The sequence below is a fragment of the Sporolactobacillus sp. CQH2019 genome, assembly GCF_028765345.1.
Classification (GTDB): domain Bacteria; phylum Bacillota; class Bacilli; order Bacillales; family Sporolactobacillaceae; genus Sporolactobacillus.
In genome coordinates, this window is sequence record NZ_JARAJZ010000007.1 from 224,530 (window position 1) to 242,682 (window position 18,153).

The window sequence follows — 18,153 nt, forward strand, 5'->3', positions numbered from 1 at the left end:
AACAAGCGAATAAGAAAGCCAACGAAGCACTCGGCAAGTGAACGGGCGCTTTTTTAATACAAAAATTTTAGGAGGTCTTTCTCATGTCCTTAACAAGCACACAGCAAACGACGGTCACCGGAACAAGCTCTGTCGCCAGCAAACCGGTTGCCAGCATGACAGCGTCCATCACAACCAGCGGCGTTCTGGCTTATCTCAATGTCAACATTAACGATGCGGCGACTTATGCGGACAACAAAGCAGCCGTTCGGGCTGATATTCAAGCCTTTCTGACTGATCTATTTAACAAGGAAGACGGGACAGACACGACGACTTCGACGACCCAAGCCGGATAATTTTCCGAGGTGGAAAAATGAATAAATATGAGCTGATCTATCGAACGATTGCCGCGATTATTGGGGCGATTACAGGATACTTGTACGGGAGCTGGTATCCGCTGATGGGTATTCTGATCGCGTTTGTCGTGATTGACTATGGTTCCGGAGTGCTGGCCGCTGCTTATCTTTGCAAGCTATCAAGCAAAGTCGGCTTTCGCGGGATTGCGAAAAAGATCATGATTTTTTTCATTGTTGCTGTCGCGCATTTGTCAGACGTGGCTTTCGGCTTTAATCACGTCGTGATGAATGCAGCGATCTATTTTTACCTGGCTAACGAATTGATTTCGATCATTGAGAATGCGGGCAGGATGGACCTCCCGGTCCCCAACAAAGTGAAGAATATGGTTGAACTTTTGAATGGAAAGGATAATGCAAAATGACCAAGTACAAAGGCATTGATATTGCATCGATGCAAGGGAACGTCGATTTTAAAAAGGTCAAAGCGGCCGGTTATTCGTTTGTCATCATAAAGGCGACAGAGGGCAGTGAGGCAGGATCGCATTATATCAATCCGTATTTTAGGCAGAGCGTCACGAATGCCGAAGCTGCCGGCCTGGTCGTTCATATCTATCATTTCTTTCGCGGGGTATCGGAGGCGGACGCCCGAGCAGAAGCTGACTGGCTCAAAAAGAATCTGGCCGGAATCAACGCGAAAGGTTATCTGTTCTGCGATGCGGAGACCACCAACGGCGCACCGAATGCGGGGGCACTGACTGGCTTTGTTAATGCGTTCTTTGATCGGTTAGAAGCCGCTGGGCACAAGAAACTCGGAATCTATTCTGGACTCTACTTTTTCAAAGATCATCTCGCCGAATCTCAGCTTCGCCCTGGTCTGTTGAAATGGGTGGCTCAGTATAACGATCACTGCGACCGCGCGGCGGATATCTGGCAGCATACGTCCATCGCAAGCGTGCCAGGGATCACCGGCAACGTCGATGAAGATATTGCCTATACGGACAAGCTCATCGGCGCTGGGGCCCCCGCATCGTCCGTCAAGCCAGCCCCCAATCCATCCAGCCGTCCGACATCCGGAGGGATCCTGAAGCAGGGTGATCGTGGATCTGCGGTTTTGGATCTGCAGAAAAGGCTGTCTTCGGTTTATTTCTATCCGGACAAACCGGCTGTCAATCATGGATGTGATGGCATCTATGGTCCAAAAACTGCGGATGCGGTTCGCCGCTTTCAGATTACGCATAGTTGCACGGGCGACGGTGTCTACGGACCACAGACGGCAGCCGCGCTCGACAAAGCGATTGCCGCGCAGAAAGCTGCTCCCACAAGCCGGCCGGTCCACACGGTTGTCAGTGGTGACAACTTATGGGATATCGCACAGAAAAACAAGACAACCGTACAGCAGCTTAAAAATATTAACCACCTGACCAATGACACCATATTCCCGGGACAGAAACTGTATTTGAAGTAATCACAATTAAAAAGGGAGACGATTCACATGTTTCAGACAATCATTTCATCCGGACTTACTGACCTGATCAAGCTGGTAGCACTCGCTGCCGGCTCTTTTTTAACGGTTTTTATCAAACACCATGCGGATCTGGCAAAACTGAGCAAAGTTGAAGCTTTTCTAAGCAGTAAAAGTGCTGCAGCAGAATTGACGAAGAAAGTAGCCAATGAGGTTTCACAGGTCCTTGAGTCGCCAGCAACGGTTGATAAAGGGTCCGAAGTCATTGCGGCCTTCGCTCAGAAGAAGGGGATCAAAGTCACTCAGGATGAAGTAAAGGCGCTGCTGTCGGAGCTGCAGAGTGAAGGGAAACAGGTTGCTAACGAAGTGAAGGCTGCCGCTTCTGGAACAGTTACGGTGCAGTCGCCGGCAAGCCCAGTTCAGAAAGCATGACATAATGAAAAAAGCCCGCAAGCGGGCAATACATATTTGCCGAATATCTTTTTTGAGTGTAACTAAAATATACTAGAACCTAAGATCTAAAAGTAGTAATATAAAAATAAATTCATAATTGGAAGATGATGCCATGGGTCTTTTATTACCAAATTTTATGATAGCTTGTGAGGATTTTGTTGAGCATTCAGACAATACATATTCAATTAAAAACGGCTTTATGGTTAAAAAAATATCTTCATATCCTCAAAAAATTACTTTTAAATTAGTATGTGGATTTGACTATAATCCGACTCCTAAAAAAAAATGAATCTAAGCAAGACAATGAATCTGAGCAAAACAATGAGCAAGAAGAATCTACAATTCTTAGACTCCTTATTTTTGGTCCAGATAATAAAAAATTAAAGAAAGAAGGGAAATTTGATTTAAGCAATATTAATGACAACCCAGCACAAATTATTTTACAGATAGAGTTTAATATGTTTACAATTAAAGAAGAGGGAACATACCATTTTTTGATAAAACAAGGTAATCATTTTATCTTTGGTAACAAATTGGTCTTTACAAAGGATGAGGACTAATGTCTGAACTTGCTGTAAGAATTTATTCAACTCCTATTCCGTTAAATCATAAATCTGCTGCTATTCCTCGTGATGAGGAAGTCGATGTGTCTAAAGAAATTTCAGATATGTTAACTCAAGCATCAAAGCAACAGCACGTTCTTGACCAATATAAGAGCATTAAATGCGAAGCTGTATTATATAGAGACATTGTAAAAATAAAAAAAGTTTACCTTTATCCTAATAATGGCAACGTCCGAATTATTAACGGTAGTTATAAATTGGAGATAGTTAAGCATAACATTTTTAAAAATGCTTATAAAAAAGTTGGTGGTTTACTCATGAGTTTCCATCTGCCAATATCTTTACATTTATATGCTGTCGAAATATCGGGATCAATCAAAGATGGATTTGCTATTAAAGCATTATTTGCGAGTTTAATGAGTGCAGTGTTAACCTTTTTTCATGTATCTGTATCACAGTTAGTTGGAGGATTTGTTCTTCTATTTGTTTTGGCATTATTAGATTTAATTCTTGGATTAATTCCAGGAAATATAAAAGAAGGAACAGAAAAAGAACACGCTTTGCAATCTAGAGCATTAACCTTTACGACAAATATTATTGCTATTGTAGCTGGTTTAATAGCTCACGTAGCGTTAATGTTTCTTGTGGGAGAGAATTCTTCATGGATTACACAAATCGGGATAAATGTTCATTATTTTATTATAAGTTGGATAATTTTAATTTACGTATATCGAATAATTGGTTATATAGCAAATAGCAATCACGTACGGGTACCAAAAATCGTTAAGAATTTCGTTAAGAAGTAATTTTATTACGGGCTTCTCCAGATAGGAGCCTGTTTATTTTTTTATATAAATTTATAAATACTCTTTCATCCGCTCACCGATCCAATCTGCTGCGATTGTTTTATGGTAAGCGACCGGAAATACAAAGCCCCTGACATTAACTTTATAGCTGAGCCAGTTTTCCCGCGTCAGCTGGTGGTAAGCTAGGATGACCGCATTAATTCATGGGTGTTAGAGTCACAACCGCTTCAGTTTGAATCTGATCATCGGCCACCGTATTAAAGGTATAAGAGGGGACGCCGTTGCTTCCAAGTATGGTATTGACTACACTTGCACCGCTTGAATCGTGGACAAAGAAGTTACTGCCATCTCCTACGGGCGTAACGGTATATCGCCCTTCGGGTACGTCCTTACCGACGATATATGTTCCCGGTTGCAGAGTTTTAGGGGCGCCCTGTGCTTTTGTTAATTGACCGCTGGCCTGAGCAACCTGATTTTTTAAAACGTCGAGCTTGCCCTGAGTGCCGCTTACCTGTTGCTTAAGTGCATCAAGATTGGCCTGTGTTTCGGTAACTTGTGCGGTAAGTTGATCCTTTTTACCGGCAAGGGCAAACTCGGCTTGGTGTTCTGACTTAAACTGGTTAAATTGGTCTTGAGCATCTTTTAAATTTTGATTTTGGTCGTACCATTTAACGTTAAGTTTTTTTATTTCGTTCTGCAATTGAACGGCTTTTGTTTTCTGGCCGTTCAACGATATTGAGGCACTGGATTGTCCAGATCCAAAGCCGATAAAAAAGACAGCAAGAAGAATGACGATTGATATACCGGAGATAATAAGCGTCCTTTTGCTAATTTTGAATTTTTCCATTTTTGATCCCCCGTGCTTTTTTCTAAATTATACCAAAAAATACCGTCTTCGCGGCGGGATAAATAATTTTATTTTTCCTCAATTTTACACCCTATTTAATAATTAATATTGGAAATGAATAAATCATATATCTTTCAAGAGAAAGAATGAAAAACATTTCCTAGATTCATTTTTAAAAAAATCGGGTATGCAGATTATAAACAAATAAACTTTAGCAAGAGGAGTGATCATTATGGTGAAGGAACGAGAAGAACGTAAAGTCAAGCAAAAATATGCGGCAACTTATCAGTTCAGGCGAGCAAGGGTTCACATCGTTGCACCAAACAAAACGCGCGAAGAATACAAAAGAATCATTCATGACATGCACATGGCAGCGTGGCCCATCATCGATGAAATGATCGCTAGAGGAGATAAAGTATGAGTACACTAAATCAAAAGTATAAGATAACGATCCGCGATTGGGGCCTTATTAAAAAATAACGATCAGAAATATACAAATCAAATTATTTCCTTAATAGACACGTTTCACTTTTTCTAAAGGCATGTGATTTAGAATAAATGCAGACTTATGTAATAAAGATTATCACAAGAAACTTCAAAACAAATTTTCATGATTATGGAAATATTCTTCCCAATAATTATCATCATCATTTTCAAATGAATGTAACCAATCATACATCATGAGTATTTCAAGAAACTGTTTTTTTCGCTTCATAAATGGTCTATTAGATATTCTTGGATAAAGGGTGTTCAGCCCAAATAGATTATTTTTTTGTTTATAATTGTATTCATATTGCCCGTTACTGTTCTTAACTTTATGCCGAGCAGGCCACAAACGATCATTTTCAGAAAAACGATATAGATAATCGTCTACGAATGCCCATATATTTACTTTATATTTTTTCCATGTTTGATCAAGCCATTTATCTATATTTTCACTAAGATGTAGGTCATATCTATTTATTCCACTTTGACTCTGAATAAAGTGGTAATTCTTAATGAATCGAAAGAGCATTTCTGTTTGATCTTTCATAAAGGGATACTTTTTAATTAATGATGCGTAACAATCATATGATGAGCTTCTGAAGTCGTTATCTGTATAGTGAAGAAAAAATAAGTCATTTTTTTTAAGTATATTTGCAATGATACGATGGACTTGTTTGTCATAGGTATCAAATATATTTACGAGCCATACTTGGATGTCTTCGTCATATAATTTAACCTGATTTCTATATTTTTCTAATCGTTCATTATTAAGAAATGTTTGCTGGTCCATCTCGTCAATATTTAAATATTGATTAAAATACTCAAAAATATAGTCTACACAAATTTTCATGTTTTCCATTTTTGCATTAATATCAAATTCGTTTATATTGTCTTCTTTCTTCCTTCGTGCAATATAATCTTCCAGTCTTAGCAAAAGAACCACATCCTAACTAAAAAAAGTAAATTTTCATTAGAAAACTCAAGAACGCATTACGCTTTTAATTATAGCGATAATGAATCCTTGAGTGTCAGAAAAATAATGATTTTTAGAACCATTATAAATGTGAATTCTGCCCCACAGCTGCCCCATAAAACGACTTAATAAACCTTAAAGTATCGTAATTACATTATTTAGCAATTAGTGAAAAACGTTGGTATAAAGCCTTTTTTGATGACTTATAATCATATTTAATTAGCTGAACTTAGTCGGGGATATTTCTTTCCGGGATGGATATCGGAGAACGCAGATTGCCGCAGAGCGGTGCCTTGCTTTCCATGATCGACCATGATCCCGTTTCCCTCCGCACGTCCACTTTACCGACCCCGAACCGCGAAAGTCTTGTCATCCGGCTGCTGCCGCAAAGAAAAAATATCACCCTTGATGATTTATCCCTTTTTAAAGAAGTCACGGCAAGCCTGTCTTCGCTGCTGAACTATGAAAACGGCCTGATGCTTATTTCCGGGCCGACCGGTTCCGGAAAAACAACAACGCTCTACACGATGCTCTCCGCCCTGCAAAAGCGCTATAATGCCCGCGTGATTACGCTCGAAGATCCGATCGAGAAAGAAAATGAGGCTTTCCTGCAGATGGAGATCAATGAAAAAGCAAAATTCACTTATGCAGACGGGTTTAAAGCGATCCTTCGCCATGATCCCGACATTGTCATGATCGGCGAAATCCGTGATGAAGAAACCGCTAAGATCGCTATACGGGCAAGCTTGACGGGACATCTGGTTCTCTCGACCGTTCACGCTTCCAGCGCCGCGGGGACGATTCAGCGGCTGCTGGAACTCGGCATTCCGCGCTTTGATCTGAAAGAAACGCTGGTCGGCGTCATTGCCGAACGTCTGGTCGGTGTCCAGTGCCCGGCCTGCGGTGCCGTATGCCGGCCGGGCTGTAAGAATCGCAGCCATCCGAAAAGGACAGCTCTATTCGAAATCCTGGCCGGTATGCCGCTGCACGATTTGCTGACATCGCGCAATAATCATCGTCCCGATTATAAAACGATAGAGGACTACCTCCGGGAAGGAATCGCCAAAGGATGGATTCCGGATGGGCTTTCGAAAGGTCGTGAACGGGTGTATGATTTTCCGAAAAAGCTGGACTAAAAAAGAGCAGGCCGAACTGCTGATTCATCTGGGACAGTGTCTGAACGACGGCTATCCGATGGCCCTGGCGGTCAGGCTGCTGCTCTTTCGGCAGCGGGCACAAGTGAAACACGATCTCGAGGTCATGATCAAAAAATTGGAGGGCGGCCGCACCTTGTACGAAGCACTTGCGGATCTGCACTTTCCGGAGGAAATTTCCAGTTTCATATATTTTTCCGAAGAGAGCGGAAATCTGGCAAAGGGACTGATTGAAAGCGGCCGGATGATGAGCAGGCGCGAGCAGCATAAGGAAACCTTGCGCCGGCTGCTTCGCTATCCGGTTTTGCTGCTATGGGTGTTCGGGCTTATGATGTTTCTCATCGGCCGTTTTCTGCTCCCGAATTTTCTCAGGCTGTATCGCTCGCTTTCGATTGATCTTCCGCTGATTACGAAAATATTGCTCTTCTCGGCAAACCACATTTACTATCTCTTGTTTATTCTCCCGCTTCTCTTCTTATCAGGGATTGCCGGCACCATCTATTTTCGGCGAATGACGATGGAGCGAAAATTAAGGCTCATGATCCGCATGCCCCTGGTCGGCCATTATACCCGGCTTTATCTGACACACGTCTTTTCCTTTCATTTCGGCAGCCTGCTTCGTTCAGGATTGCCTATCCGCCAGTCCGTCGCTGCTTTATCGCAAAAAGGGACAACCCCCTTTCTTAAGTTTGAGGCAGACCGTCTGCAGAAGGAACTGCTTGAGGGAAGGCACTTTGAACAAATTATGTCGCAGCCCCGTTACTATATGCCGGAACTCGTCACTGTCATCCATCAGGGGCAGCTTAACGGAATGCTCGGCGCCTCACTGTGCCGCTACAGCGGCCTTGTCATGACGAAAATAGACGAGAAAACGCGGCTTCTTCTGTCGTTCTGCCAGCCGGCGCTGCTTCTTTTTGTCGGTGGGCTTGTCCTCTTTCTGTTCGCCTCGATCCTGCTTCCGATTTTTCATATCGTCAACGGTCTTTGATCGGGCCGGGAAGAAAAGTAGATGAATGTAAATAAAAAAGGCCGGCATTAATAAATTGAACGAGAATACGCGGCTGATACTGTTCCCGGATTGCCTCTTTTTCCTGAAAATAGGTCTCGGGCTTTGAATCCTCCTGTTCATAAAAAGAATCAAGCAGTTCCTGATCGCGCGCCCATCTTTTCCCCGCGCTGTCCGCCCAGCCGGTGGGTTCGTTTTTCAGCGTGGACTCGATAAAAGTCTCAATTCTTTTGATGCCGCTTTCGATCTTAATCAGGGGACTCAGTGTGTAGCAATAGTCCGGCAATTTGGCCAGAAGCGGCAGTTTATCAAGGATGTCCTGAAACCCGTCGATCAGTGTTCCGTTAATCAGCTGCAGGCCGATGGAACATATTCTGTCCTTCTTGAGGTCGCACGTATAGCTGATTTTTGTATTGATTCCCAGCCAGGGCTCAAGGGCGGAAGAAGACTGCGGCGGGAGGTCCTGATACAAACGGATATAAGGCGCCAGCTTTTTGGCGGCATCAAAAATCTGATGAAGACGGGGCGAACCGAAATAGATCAGCTCTCCTTCTTCCGATCGGTCGTCTGTGCGAAAGACAAGCGTGGCCGTTTCGGGAGTGCCGCCGATCTGCTCTATATAGTGCCAGTAAAAAGGCCGGTTCATCAGCAGCTTATCCATTTCTTCAGTCAGTTTGACTTTCAGAACAACAGCGCTGTCGTCCGGGACCGGCAAAAGCGTACAGCCGGACACGGTAAAGAATCGGGCGAGATATTCAAGCATTGCCGCTTGCTGCATGATGGACCTCCTCTCCGGCCTGTTCCTGCTCCGAATTGATCACACTGCTCAGGTTATCCAGCTTAACACGCAGCTCTCCTTCAGATTCGGATTCTTCAAAAATGAGCTGAACCTGTTTGTCGACATCGCGGAGTTCGATCCTGGCAAGAATCGCGTCCAGCTCGCCGATGACCTGTTCGAACAAGTGAATCTTATCGTAAAGCAGATGCAGGATATGGCTTTCGACGGTTCCGCGGACGGCAAAATTGTAAATGTGTACATCGCTTTCCTGACCGAGCCGGTGAATGCGGCCGATCCGCTGCTCAATGCGCATCGGATTCCATGGAAGGTCATAATTAATCAGATGGCTGGCGAACTGCAGATTAATGCCTTCTCCGCCCGCTTCGGTCGCGATCAGCACTTGTACTTGATTCTGAAACAGCGTGCGCATCCAGTCCTTTTTCCCGCGCCGGAACCCGCCGCTGAAAGGGACGGATGTAATGCCGTGCTGTTTTAAAAACCATTGAAGATAGAGCTGGGTTGCCCGATATTCGGTAAAAATGATCACCTTATCCTTGATCTGACGGATCAGTTCCAGTGCCTTTTCCGCCTTGGCATTTTGCTTGACGGCATTGAGTTTTTCAAAAACGGATTGCCACACGGCTTCCGACCCCGGAACGGCGGCGCTCCGATAGATCTTATTGAGTGTCATAAAAGCGGCCTCCTTGCTGCTGCAGGCTTCGCGCTGCAGAGTCAGCAGAGAAAAGCCTTGAATAATCCCGCTGTTTCGCAGCATTGATAGGGACTGATAGAAAATTTGCTCTTCTCTGGAGAACGGGATGTCGAAAGACTGGATGATCCGCTTCGGCCAATGCAGTCCCGTGTTTTCCCGGCGGTTGCGTACCATCACCTGATTGACGAGCGCCTTTAGCCTTGCTTCATTTCTTACGGCACGCTGGCCGGATTTGAACGTTTTCGTAAAATTCTCCGCATTGCCGAGGTAGCCGGGCTTTAATAATGAAACAAGATAAAAGATTTCATTCAGACGGTTTTGGATCGGCGTTGCCGTCAGCAGCAGACAGAATTTCTTCTTAAGCAGCTGGACAAACTGGTAGTTTTTTGTTTTATGGTTTTTCAATTTATGGGCTTCGTCAATAATGACAAGATCATAATCCTGCTCGAGCACCAGGCTGCGGTGAGGTTCGCGTTTGGCCGTATCGATTGAAGAGACGACGACGTCGCAGCGGCTCCAGACATAGGATTTACGCTGAGGAACGGCGGGAATCGAAAATTTAGTATTCAATTCCGAAACCCACTGAAGAACAAGAGAAGCAGGAACCAGAACAAGCACTTTTCCGGCGAGCCCGCGGATCATATATTCTTTGATAATCAATCCGGCCTCGATCGTTTTCCCCAATCCGACCTCATCGGCCAGTATGGCTTTTCCGTGCATTTCTTCAATAACGATTCTGGCGGTCTCGATCTGATGGGGATGAAGGGAGAGGTGCGGCAGCCGGCCGGGGGCGATCAGCCCGTGAAATGACGGAATAAGCCGCTCTTTTTCAGCCTGATAGGCCAGTGTGAACATACCCGCTTTGGCCCATGGTCCGTCTTCAAGAATACGTTTTGAAAATTCACTTTGCCATGATCGATCAAAATGGATGATAGGTTCCATATTTACACCCGATATTGTTAAAATTTTGTGAATGGAAGCATTGCTTTCATGTCGGTGATAATGGTAGGATAATGATTGTTAGTATAGACAAAAAATCATGGGATAAACGAAAAATAATTGAATGTCTTGCGGATGACAGCATGGGGAGAGAACGTCTAAAGAGCGTGTTCAAAAAGGGGAACAGCGGTGGGGTGCCGGCAGGCCCTGAGGCTTTGAGGCAGTGCCGGTATTCCGGGCGTCGCAGGAGGAAGCGCGGATTTGTGAAGGATTCTGCGGTCCGCACTTGCGGATGCGGCAGCTTCGGCGCTGTGCGCGGCGTCTGCACGTTTTCAGCAAAAAAACTTTTCTTCTTTTCCCGAACTTTTTGAACTCTTTGTCAAGCGGCGCCGAAGGAGCAAACAACAGTGAATCTCTCAGGCAAAAAGACTCATGCGGGACGCATCTCTGGAGAGTGCATCTAAGCCACCAAAGGGGATACCGTCTGATCGGCCGGCCGGCTGCTCGGATGATAAACTTTCAGGTCTAAGGACAGAGAAAAATACACCGGTATTTTTCTCTGTCCTTTTTTGTTTTATCCCCTGAAAAAAATAAGCGGGAGGGAAAGAAAAAGAAATGTCTGAAAGCAAAACGACGCCTCTCTACGAGACATATCGAAAGATGGGAGCGAAACTGATCGATTTCGGAGGCTACCTGCTTCCCGTTCAGATTTCGGGAATCAAACAGGAGCATCAGGCCGTCAGAACCAAGGCGGGTTTGTTTGATGTATCGCACATGGGAGAATTCCGGCTGGATGGAACGGGTGCAGAGACGTTTCTCCAGCGGATGGCGACGAACGATGTGTCCGTGACCGAGCCGGGCGACGCTTTATACACGGCCATGTGCTATGAGGACGGAGGCACGGTAGACGATCTGATGGTTTACCGCTTATCGCAGACAGCTTTTATGCTCGTTGTCAATGCGGCCAACATTGACAAAGACTTTGAATGGCTTTCGCGTCATCTGGAAGGCGGTGCAAAACTGACGAATCAATCTGCAAAAACGGCCCTGCTGGCCATTCAGGGGCCTGAAGCCGAGAAAATATTGCAGAAGATCGCGGCTTTTAATCTGAAGGCGATCCGCCATTTTCATTTCAAGGATAACGTGATCCTGGACGGGATTTCATCTCTGGTTTCAAGAACGGGCTATACGGGCGAAGATGGATTTGAACTGTATTGTCCGTGGGAACGGGCACCGCAGCTCTGGGATGCCTTGTTAGAATCGGGTGAAGAGGACGGGCTGCTGCCCTGCGGACTCGGCGCACGGGACACGCTGCGCTTTGAAGCACGGCTGCCGCTGTACGGACAGGAGCTGAGCCCGACGATATCGCCGCTCGAGGCCGGCATCGGTTTTGCAGTCAAACTGGGAAAGCAGTCCGATTTTATAGGTAAAGGCGCCCTGGCCGCTCAAAAAGAAAAAGGAGTGCCGCGTAAAATTGTCGGCATTGAAATGATTGAGCGTGCCATTCCGCGCACCCATTACGGCGTCTATTCGGGATCAGCGGAAATCGGCGCCGTGACAACGGGAACACAGTCGCCGACGCTCGGAAAAAATCTGGGGCTGGCATTGATTGATTCCGACTTTTCAGCCATTGGGACAGAAGTAGAGATCGATATCCGCGGCAAACGAAAAAAGGCAAAAATTGTCAAGACACCGTTTTATAAAAGAAAATGAGGAGGTAAATGGGATGGCAGAATTCCGCTACCTGCCGATGACGGAAGATGACCGGCAGGCGATGCTGAAAACAATCGGTGCAGATTCTGAAGAAGCACTTTTCTCGGATGTTCCTGAGAATATCCGTTTTAAAGGGGAGCTTAAGACAGAAAAAGCGCTGTCCGAACCGGAACTGGTCCGTCTTTTTTCTGAATTGGCCAAAAAAAACGTTTCAACTATTGATCTTCCTTCCTTTCTGGGTGCAGGGGTCTATGACCACTATATTCCTTCAGTCGTAGACAGTGTGATTTCGCGGGGAGAGTTTTATACGGCTTATACGCCCTACCAGGCGGAAGTGTCGCAAGGGGAGCTTCAGGCCATTTTCGAGTTCCAGACGCTCATCTGTGAACTGACAGGTATGAGTGTGGCTAATTCATCGATGTACGACGGCTCGACGGCGCTTGCCGAAGCCGCTCTGCTCAGCAGCGGGGCAACGCGCAAAACGAAAGTGATCGTTTCAGAGGCGGTGCACCCGGAATATCGTCAGGTGCTGGACACCTATGCACACGGCAGACGTCTGCATGTTGTAACTGTTCCGGTTAAGCAGGGGACGACCGACCTTGAGGCGCTCGGCCGGGCCATTGACGGTGAAACGGCCTGTGTGATTGTCCAGTATCCCAATTTTTTCGGCCGGATTGAGCCGCTTAAAGAGATTGAATCGCTGACTCATGCAGCGGGAAAGACCCACCTGATTGTTTCCAGCAACCCGCTTGCGCTCGGTCTGCTGACGCCCCCCGGTTCCTTTCATGCGGATATTGTCGTCGGCGATTGTCAGCCGCTCGGTCTGTCTGAGTCGTTCGGCGGGCCGCACTGCGGTTACTTTGCGGTGACTGAAAAGCTGATGCGCAAGGTTCCGGGAAGGCTTGTCGGTGAAACGGTCGATGAGGAAGGACGGCGCGGTTATGTTCTGACTCTTCAGGCGCGCGAACAGCACATTCGTCGCGATAAAGCGACATCGAATATCTGTTCCAACCAGGCTCTCAATGCCCTGGCGTCTTCCGTGGCAATGGCTGCTTTCGGGAAAAAAGGGATTCGCGAACTTGCCGAGCAGAACGTTCAGAAAGCGCATTATGCGGCCGATTTATTTCAAAACCTAGGTATCCGTGTGGAAACGTCCGGATCATTTTTCAATGAATTTGTCATTGACTGCGGAAGACCGGTGCATGAGGTGAACGACAAACTTCTGGAAAAAGGGTTTATCGGCGGATATGATCTCGGGCTTCAATCAGACGCGCGGAAAAACAAAATGCTGGTTGCGGTGACTGAAATGCGGACAAAAAAAGAGATTGACAAATTTGCCGAAATTTTGGAGGGGATTATTCATGGCTGATCAGCCGCTTATTTTTGAGCAGTCCAAAAAAGGGCGCGTCGCTTACAGCCTGCCCGAACTGGATGTTCCGTCCAGGCCGCTTCACGAATTGATCGAAAAGGACTATCTTCGCAAAAAGGAACCGGCGTTTCCGGAAGTGTCCGAATTGCAGCTGATTCGCCACTATACAGCTTTGTCCGCGCGCAATTTCGGCGTGGATAACGGGTTCTATCCGCTCGGATCGTGCACGATGAAATATAACCCGAAAGTAAACGAAGCAGTTGCCCGTATTGAAGGGCTGACGAACATTCATCCCTATCAGGATGAAAAAACGGTTCAGGGTGCTCTTGAATTGCTCTTCCGCCTGCAGGAAAATCTGAAGGAAATTACCGGCATGGATGAAATGACACTGCAGCCTGCAGCCGGAGCACACGGCGAATGGACCGGTCTGATGATTATCCGTGCTTATCATGAAGCGAATCATGACAGCCGGCGGACCCGGGTGATTATTCCGGACACGGCCCACGGAACGAACCCGGCATCGGCGTCGGTTGCCGGATTTGAAGCCGTGACCGTCAAATCCGATGAAAACGGTCTGGTCGATCTGGAGGATCTGAGACGCGTGGCTGACGACAGAACAGCCGCGCTGATGCTGACGAATCCGAACACCCTCGGCCTGTTTGAGACTCATATTCAGGAAATAGCGAAAATCGTCCATGCTGCGGGCGGAAAAGTCTATTACGATGGGGCCAACATGAATGCGATCATGGGTATCACGCGCCCGGGCGACATGGGTTACGACGTCGTCCATCTGAATCTGCATAAAACATTCACCGGACCCCATGGCGGCGGCGGACCGGGTTCCGGACCGGTAGGCGTCAGGAAGGAGCTGGCTCCGTTCCTTCCCAAGCCGCTCATTATTAAAAAAGAAGACGGAAGTTTCGGCTTCGATGACGACCGGCCCTTGTCCATAGGCCGTGTGAAAGCTTTTTACGGTAATTTCGGCATTAATGTCAGGGCCTATGCCTATATCCGGACGATGGGCGGGAAAGGGCTCGGCCGGGTTTCAAAAGACGCCGTCTTGAATGCAAATTATTTATTAAAACGTCTTTCTGCAGATTTCGAGGTGCCTTTCAAACGTTTCTGCAAACATGAATTTGTCCTTTCGGGCAGCCGCCAAAAGAAAATGGGTGTGCGGACTCTCGATATGGCGAAGCGTCTTCTTGATTTCGGCTATTACCCGCCGACCATCTATTTTCCATTGATCGTTGACGAAGCGATGATGATTGAACCGACGGAAACAGAATCGAAGGAAACACTCGATGCTTTCGCCGATCATCTGATTGAGATCAGCCGCGAAGCCGTGAGCCGTCCCCAGATTGTCCAGGAAGCTCCGCACAACACGGTTGTACGCAGGCTGGATGAGACGCGGGCAGCCAGGCATCCGATTTTACGCTACAGGGATCCGCAGGAAACGAAATGATCCGGTGCAGCAGGGGAGCTTCAAACCGCAGGACGGAACGGATATGACGAGGGAAGGACGCCGCGAAGCGCGTACTGAACCCTCCATTGCTTCTTAATTGTTAGAAAAAGTCAAAACCACCCTTTGAAGGGTGGTTTGCTCTGAGACTGTAAACCTTGGATAACCGGCCGGCGCCACAAAGCGCCGGCCTTTTTGCGTGCTCATCCGACAGGATACGCTGGCGTATGTGCCGAGCTGAAAAGAGCAGAGCCATTTATGATTTTCTTTTTTTCACCATTTTGAAGCAAATGTTTCTCAGGGTTCAATTGTGTCGACTCAGAGACAAACTTGATGCCTTCCGAATGCGTGGGCCCAGCATTGTCTGGTCTGCGATTCGCACGTGACAGGTGCCCAGCCGAATAAAGTCATACTAAAAAGGGCGTCTCGCGGTTGCTGATGCAGCCGATGAGACGCTCTCTTTTCTAAAAAACATTGGAAATATCCAGGCGCTGCAAGAGATCGAGCGATTTTCCTGCAGGGAAGGGCTGCCCGTTTTTCAGCAATCATCCTGGAAACGAGGGCTTCCATATAAGGGTATCAGTGCATTTCGGCTGCCGGATATGAATCATGAACCGTTCGCCCTCAGCCTTTTTTTACTTTTCCTTCCCATTTTTTAAAACCGCCCTGAAGCTGATAGAGATTTTTGAAACCAAGCCTTTTCAGAACAGCCGCTCCCCTTGCGCTTCTGACGCCGTTTGCACAATAAAGGTAAATCGGCATGTCGTTGCGAATTTCCGACTTGCGCATTTTAAGCTGACTGAGCGGAATGTTTCTCGCGCCGAGAATATGGCCGCTCTTAAATTCATCGGGTTCCCGGACATCAATCAGCTGTGCCTTCCGATATCCGGCCCGAAAATCAACCTCATTTAAAGTCGTAAGATATCTGTGCTGCAAGTATCTTGACAAAAAAGTGTAAGCAAGATAGGCAGCGATCATGACAATCAGTAAAATCCAACCCATGTCGACTCTTCCCCCCAACCGATTTCACATTCATTATAACTTTTTGCGCCTTTTTTTAAAAGCGGGCGGAGCGGCGGAAACAGGTGCCGGCCGGGATGCGTGTGCATTTGATCCCAAAGCTGTGATATTCTTGTTTTTTAAGCGCTGTTATAGTAACATGGAAGAAGTGATAATGGGTGTCTTTGTTAGGGGGAGACAATGATGTCGCCTACTCCAAGTATGGAAGATTATATTGAACGGATTTACTGGCTGATACAAGATAAAGGTTATGCAAGGGTTTCCGATATTGCCGAAGCGCTCGACGTTCACTCTTCTTCAGTCACGAAGATGGTGCAGAAATTAGATAAAGATCAGTATCTCGTCTACGAAAAATATCGGGGTTTCATCCTGACGCCGAAGGGTAAAAAAATGGGGAAGCGTCTTGTCTACAGACATGAGCTTCTTGAAGATTTTCTGAAACTGATCGGTGTTCACGATGAGAATGTCTATAAAGATGTCGAAGGAATTGAGCATCATCTTAGCTGGGATTCGATTGACCGGATCGGCGATGTCGTTCAGTATTTTGAAGAAGATCCAAAACGGGTCGAGCAGCTGCTTGAGATCAAGGAAAGAAGCGAAGACATCGGCGAATAAATAAAAAATGAATAGTTTTTGAACAGAAATGACCGAAGGAGTCTGTCCTTCCGGTCTCTTTTTTTATGCCCCGTCATTTAATGTAATATGAAAAGGGGGCGAAGGCGATGTGGATCGATGTTGTGTTTTCGGGCGGAGGGGTCAAGGGATTTGCCTTTGTCGGTGCATTGGAAATGCTTGAACGATCCGGCTACCGGTTTAAAAGAGCGGCCGGAACGAGTGCCGGAGCCATAGTAGCTTCATTGCTTGCGGCCGGCTATTCATCGGCGGAAATGAAAAAAATTATGGAACAGTTGAATCCGCACCGGCTGCTTGGGGTACCCAACCGGATGGTTTTCCCGTTTTACAAATGGCTCAGAATCTATTTTAAGATGGGCCTGTACAGCGGAGATTTTCTCGAACGATGGCTGGAAAAACTGCTTTCCGCCAAAGGTATTGCCAAATTTTCCGATCTTCCCGAGGGATCGCTGAAGATCATCGTGTCCGATGTTTCAAAGGGAAAAATGGCTGTTCTCCCCGACGATCTGAAGGATTACGGAATGAATCCCGGTTCATTCTCGGTGGCCAGAGCCGTTCGCATGAGCGCCGGCCTTCCGTTCTTTTTTGAACCTGTTTCATTATTTGACGGCAACGGCGAGCGATCATTGATGGTAGACGGCGGCATTCTCAGTAATTTTCCGCTCTGGATCTTTGATCCGGGAAACGAATTACCGGTGCGTCCGTTTATCGGCTTACAGATTCTCAGCAGGGAAACCTATGTTCAGGAACCGAAGAAAATAAGAAATGCCGTGGAGCTGTTTCATGGGCTGTTTACCGCCATGGGCGAAGCGCACGATGAAAAAACTATTGAAAAACTGAAGGAATCAAACGTTGTTTTTATTCCGGTAAATAGGGTAAATACAAAAGACTTTCAAGTTTCCCGGGAGGAAAGGGAGCGGCTTTTCAGAATCGGAGCCGAGGAAACGAGCCGTTTCCTGAAAAAGTGGTCGTATTAGCGCAGAAAAAGAGAGAAGGATCGTCTTCTCTCTTTTTTAGGGCCCGCCGGCAGCCCTTAGAACAGCACTCGTTTTTTCTTTTTATTTTTTTTACCGTCAATCACCGTGAGATGCCCGTGATCCTTAATCGACTGCCGGGAGACTTCTTTCAAATTGCGCGATCGGTTTGAAATAACTCTCAGCTTTGACGGATGAATGCCGCGGACCTTCCGGCTCAATGCGGACAGCTTGCGGCGCCTTATCGATTGTTTTGCCGCTTTTCTGTAGCGTGCCCGATCTTCATTGCGCGATCCTCCTGCGAGACGTCGGAAAAAAAAGAGTCCTGCGGCGGCGATGGCGGCAATGATCAGCAGCTGGACCAGAAGAGCCGTCGAATTGTTCAGAAAAGAAGCGAGCAAACCGAAAAGACCGAGGGCAACAATCAGAAAAAACACAAGGGAATACAGGAACGTTTTCACTGACCTTCAC

21 protein-coding genes and 1 riboswitch are annotated in these 18,153 nt (G+C 46.5%); of the genes, 15 read left to right on the forward strand and 6 right to left on the reverse strand.

The features are described from left to right. The first annotated feature begins 83 nt into the window (after positions 1-83). The 7 genes from OYT88_RS11960 (at position 84) to OYT88_RS11990 (ending at position 3,619) form a co-directional block, all read left to right on the forward strand. The gene (locus OYT88_RS11960) at positions 84-335 is read left to right on the forward strand and encodes a hypothetical protein (protein ID WP_274400297.1); all 252 of its coding nucleotides are present in this window, start codon (positions 84-86) and stop codon (positions 333-335) included. A gap of 17 nt (positions 336-352) precedes the next feature. After that, complete coding sequence (locus OYT88_RS11965) at positions 353-757, forward strand: phage holin family protein (protein ID WP_274400299.1); 405 nt, start codon at positions 353-355, stop codon at positions 755-757. Continuing rightward, the gene (locus OYT88_RS11970) at positions 754-1,800 is read left to right on the forward strand and encodes a GH25 family lysozyme (RefSeq protein ID WP_274400301.1); all 1,047 of its coding nucleotides are present in this window, start codon (positions 754-756) and stop codon (positions 1,798-1,800) included. The genes OYT88_RS11965 and OYT88_RS11970 overlap by 4 nt, the downstream gene beginning before the upstream one ends. A 27-nt stretch (positions 1,801-1,827) precedes the next feature. Continuing rightward, the gene (locus tag OYT88_RS11975) at positions 1,828-2,229 is read left to right on the forward strand and encodes a hypothetical protein (RefSeq protein ID WP_274400303.1); all 402 of its coding nucleotides are present in this window, start codon (positions 1,828-1,830) and stop codon (positions 2,227-2,229) included. Between the two features lie 133 nt (positions 2,230-2,362). After that, on the forward strand, positions 2,363-2,539 hold the full coding sequence (locus OYT88_RS11980) for a hypothetical protein (protein ID WP_274400304.1): 177 nt from the start codon (positions 2,363-2,365) through the stop codon (positions 2,537-2,539). Then, a complete protein-coding gene (locus OYT88_RS11985) occupies positions 2,508-2,810 on the forward strand; it encodes a hypothetical protein (RefSeq protein ID WP_274400305.1) in 303 nt (100 codons plus the stop codon). Before OYT88_RS11980 ends, OYT88_RS11985 begins: the two co-directional genes overlap by 32 nt. Beyond that, the gene (locus OYT88_RS11990; protein ID WP_274400307.1) at positions 2,810-3,619 is read left to right on the forward strand and encodes a hypothetical protein; all 810 of its coding nucleotides are present in this window, start codon (positions 2,810-2,812) and stop codon (positions 3,617-3,619) included. The genes OYT88_RS11985 and OYT88_RS11990 overlap by 1 nt, the downstream gene beginning before the upstream one ends. Before the next feature lie 196 nt (positions 3,620-3,815). Here the strand turns inward: OYT88_RS11990 and OYT88_RS11995 are convergent, their stop codons facing one another. Beyond that, on the reverse strand, positions 3,816-4,466 hold the full coding sequence (locus OYT88_RS11995) for a hypothetical protein (protein ID WP_274400309.1): 651 nt from the start codon (positions 4,464-4,466) through the stop codon (positions 3,816-3,818). Positions 4,467-4,698: 232 nt separating this feature from the next. Between OYT88_RS11995 and OYT88_RS12000 the strand changes: the two genes are divergently transcribed. Further along, positions 4,699-4,887, forward strand: coding sequence for a cell division protein FtsZ (locus OYT88_RS12000; protein WP_274400310.1), 189 nt, complete (start codon positions 4,699-4,701; stop codon positions 4,885-4,887). A 174-nt stretch (positions 4,888-5,061) separates the two neighbouring features. Here OYT88_RS12000 and OYT88_RS12005 read toward each other — a convergent pair whose 3' ends face one another. Further along, the gene (locus tag OYT88_RS12005) at positions 5,062-5,886 is read right to left on the reverse strand and encodes a hypothetical protein (RefSeq protein WP_274400311.1); all 825 of its coding nucleotides are present in this window, start codon (positions 5,884-5,886) and stop codon (positions 5,062-5,064) included. A gap of 293 nt (positions 5,887-6,179) precedes the next feature. On the opposite strand from OYT88_RS12005, the gene OYT88_RS12010 reads away from it, so the two are divergent. Then, positions 6,180-7,061, forward strand: a complete 882-nt coding sequence (locus tag OYT88_RS12010; RefSeq protein ID WP_274400312.1) for an ATPase, T2SS/T4P/T4SS family — start codon at positions 6,180-6,182, stop codon at positions 7,059-7,061. After that, entirely contained in the window at positions 7,006-8,067 is a 1,062-nt protein-coding gene (gene comGB / locus OYT88_RS12015) for a competence type IV pilus assembly protein ComGB (RefSeq protein WP_274400313.1), read from the forward strand. Before OYT88_RS12010 ends, comGB begins: the two co-directional genes overlap by 56 nt. Here the strand turns inward: comGB and OYT88_RS12020 are convergent. Beyond that, the gene (locus OYT88_RS12020) at positions 8,054-8,863 is read right to left on the reverse strand and encodes a YqhG family protein (protein ID WP_274400314.1); all 810 of its coding nucleotides are present in this window, start codon (positions 8,861-8,863) and stop codon (positions 8,054-8,056) included. The genes comGB and OYT88_RS12020 overlap by 14 nt on opposite strands. Continuing rightward, the gene (locus OYT88_RS12025; RefSeq protein WP_274400316.1) at positions 8,841-10,517 is read right to left on the reverse strand and encodes a DEAD/DEAH box helicase; all 1,677 of its coding nucleotides are present in this window, start codon (positions 10,515-10,517) and stop codon (positions 8,841-8,843) included. Before OYT88_RS12025 ends, OYT88_RS12020 begins: the two co-directional genes overlap by 23 nt. A 356-nt stretch (positions 10,518-10,873) precedes the next feature. Beyond that, a riboswitch (glycine riboswitch) is annotated at positions 10,874-10,956 on the forward strand. 173 nt (positions 10,957-11,129) lie between these two features. On the opposite strand from OYT88_RS12025, the gene gcvT reads away from it, so the two are divergent. From gcvT to gcvPB, 3 genes are read left to right on the forward strand one after another with little or no spacing between them, the layout of a single operon-like run. After that, positions 11,130-12,227 (forward strand): glycine cleavage system aminomethyltransferase GcvT, encoded by a 1,098-nt coding sequence (gcvT, locus tag OYT88_RS12030; protein WP_274400317.1) that lies wholly within the window; start codon positions 11,130-11,132, stop codon positions 12,225-12,227. Between the two features lie 13 nt (positions 12,228-12,240). Continuing rightward, positions 12,241-13,596 (forward strand): aminomethyl-transferring glycine dehydrogenase subunit GcvPA, encoded by a 1,356-nt coding sequence (gene gcvPA / locus OYT88_RS12035; RefSeq protein WP_274400318.1) that lies wholly within the window; start codon positions 12,241-12,243, stop codon positions 13,594-13,596. Continuing rightward, positions 13,589-15,058, forward strand: coding sequence for an aminomethyl-transferring glycine dehydrogenase subunit GcvPB (gene gcvPB, locus OYT88_RS12040; protein ID WP_274400319.1), 1,470 nt, complete (start codon positions 13,589-13,591; stop codon positions 15,056-15,058). Before gcvPA ends, gcvPB begins: the two co-directional genes overlap by 8 nt. 621 nt (positions 15,059-15,679) lie before the next feature. Here gcvPB and OYT88_RS12045 read toward each other — a convergent pair. Then, positions 15,680-16,057, reverse strand: a complete 378-nt coding sequence (locus tag OYT88_RS12045) for a rhodanese-like domain-containing protein (protein WP_274400320.1) — start codon at positions 16,055-16,057, stop codon at positions 15,680-15,682. Between the two features lie 201 nt (positions 16,058-16,258). Between OYT88_RS12045 and mntR the strand changes: the two genes are divergently transcribed. Together mntR and OYT88_RS12055 are read left to right on the forward strand one after the other, a co-directional pair. Next, positions 16,259-16,690, forward strand: coding sequence for a transcriptional regulator MntR (gene mntR, locus OYT88_RS12050; RefSeq protein ID WP_274400321.1), 432 nt, complete (start codon positions 16,259-16,261; stop codon positions 16,688-16,690). A gap of 107 nt (positions 16,691-16,797) precedes the next feature. Next, positions 16,798-17,685: a patatin-like phospholipase family protein gene (locus OYT88_RS12055; RefSeq protein WP_274400323.1), complete on the forward strand. Its 888-nt coding sequence runs from the start codon at positions 16,798-16,800 to the stop codon at positions 17,683-17,685. Positions 17,686-17,741: 56 nt separating this feature from the next. On the opposite strand, the gene OYT88_RS12060 is transcribed toward OYT88_RS12055, so the two are convergent. Further along, positions 17,742-18,143 (reverse strand): SA1362 family protein, encoded by a 402-nt coding sequence (locus OYT88_RS12060; protein ID WP_274400325.1) that lies wholly within the window; start codon positions 18,141-18,143, stop codon positions 17,742-17,744. Positions 18,144-18,153: the final 10 nt, after the last annotated feature.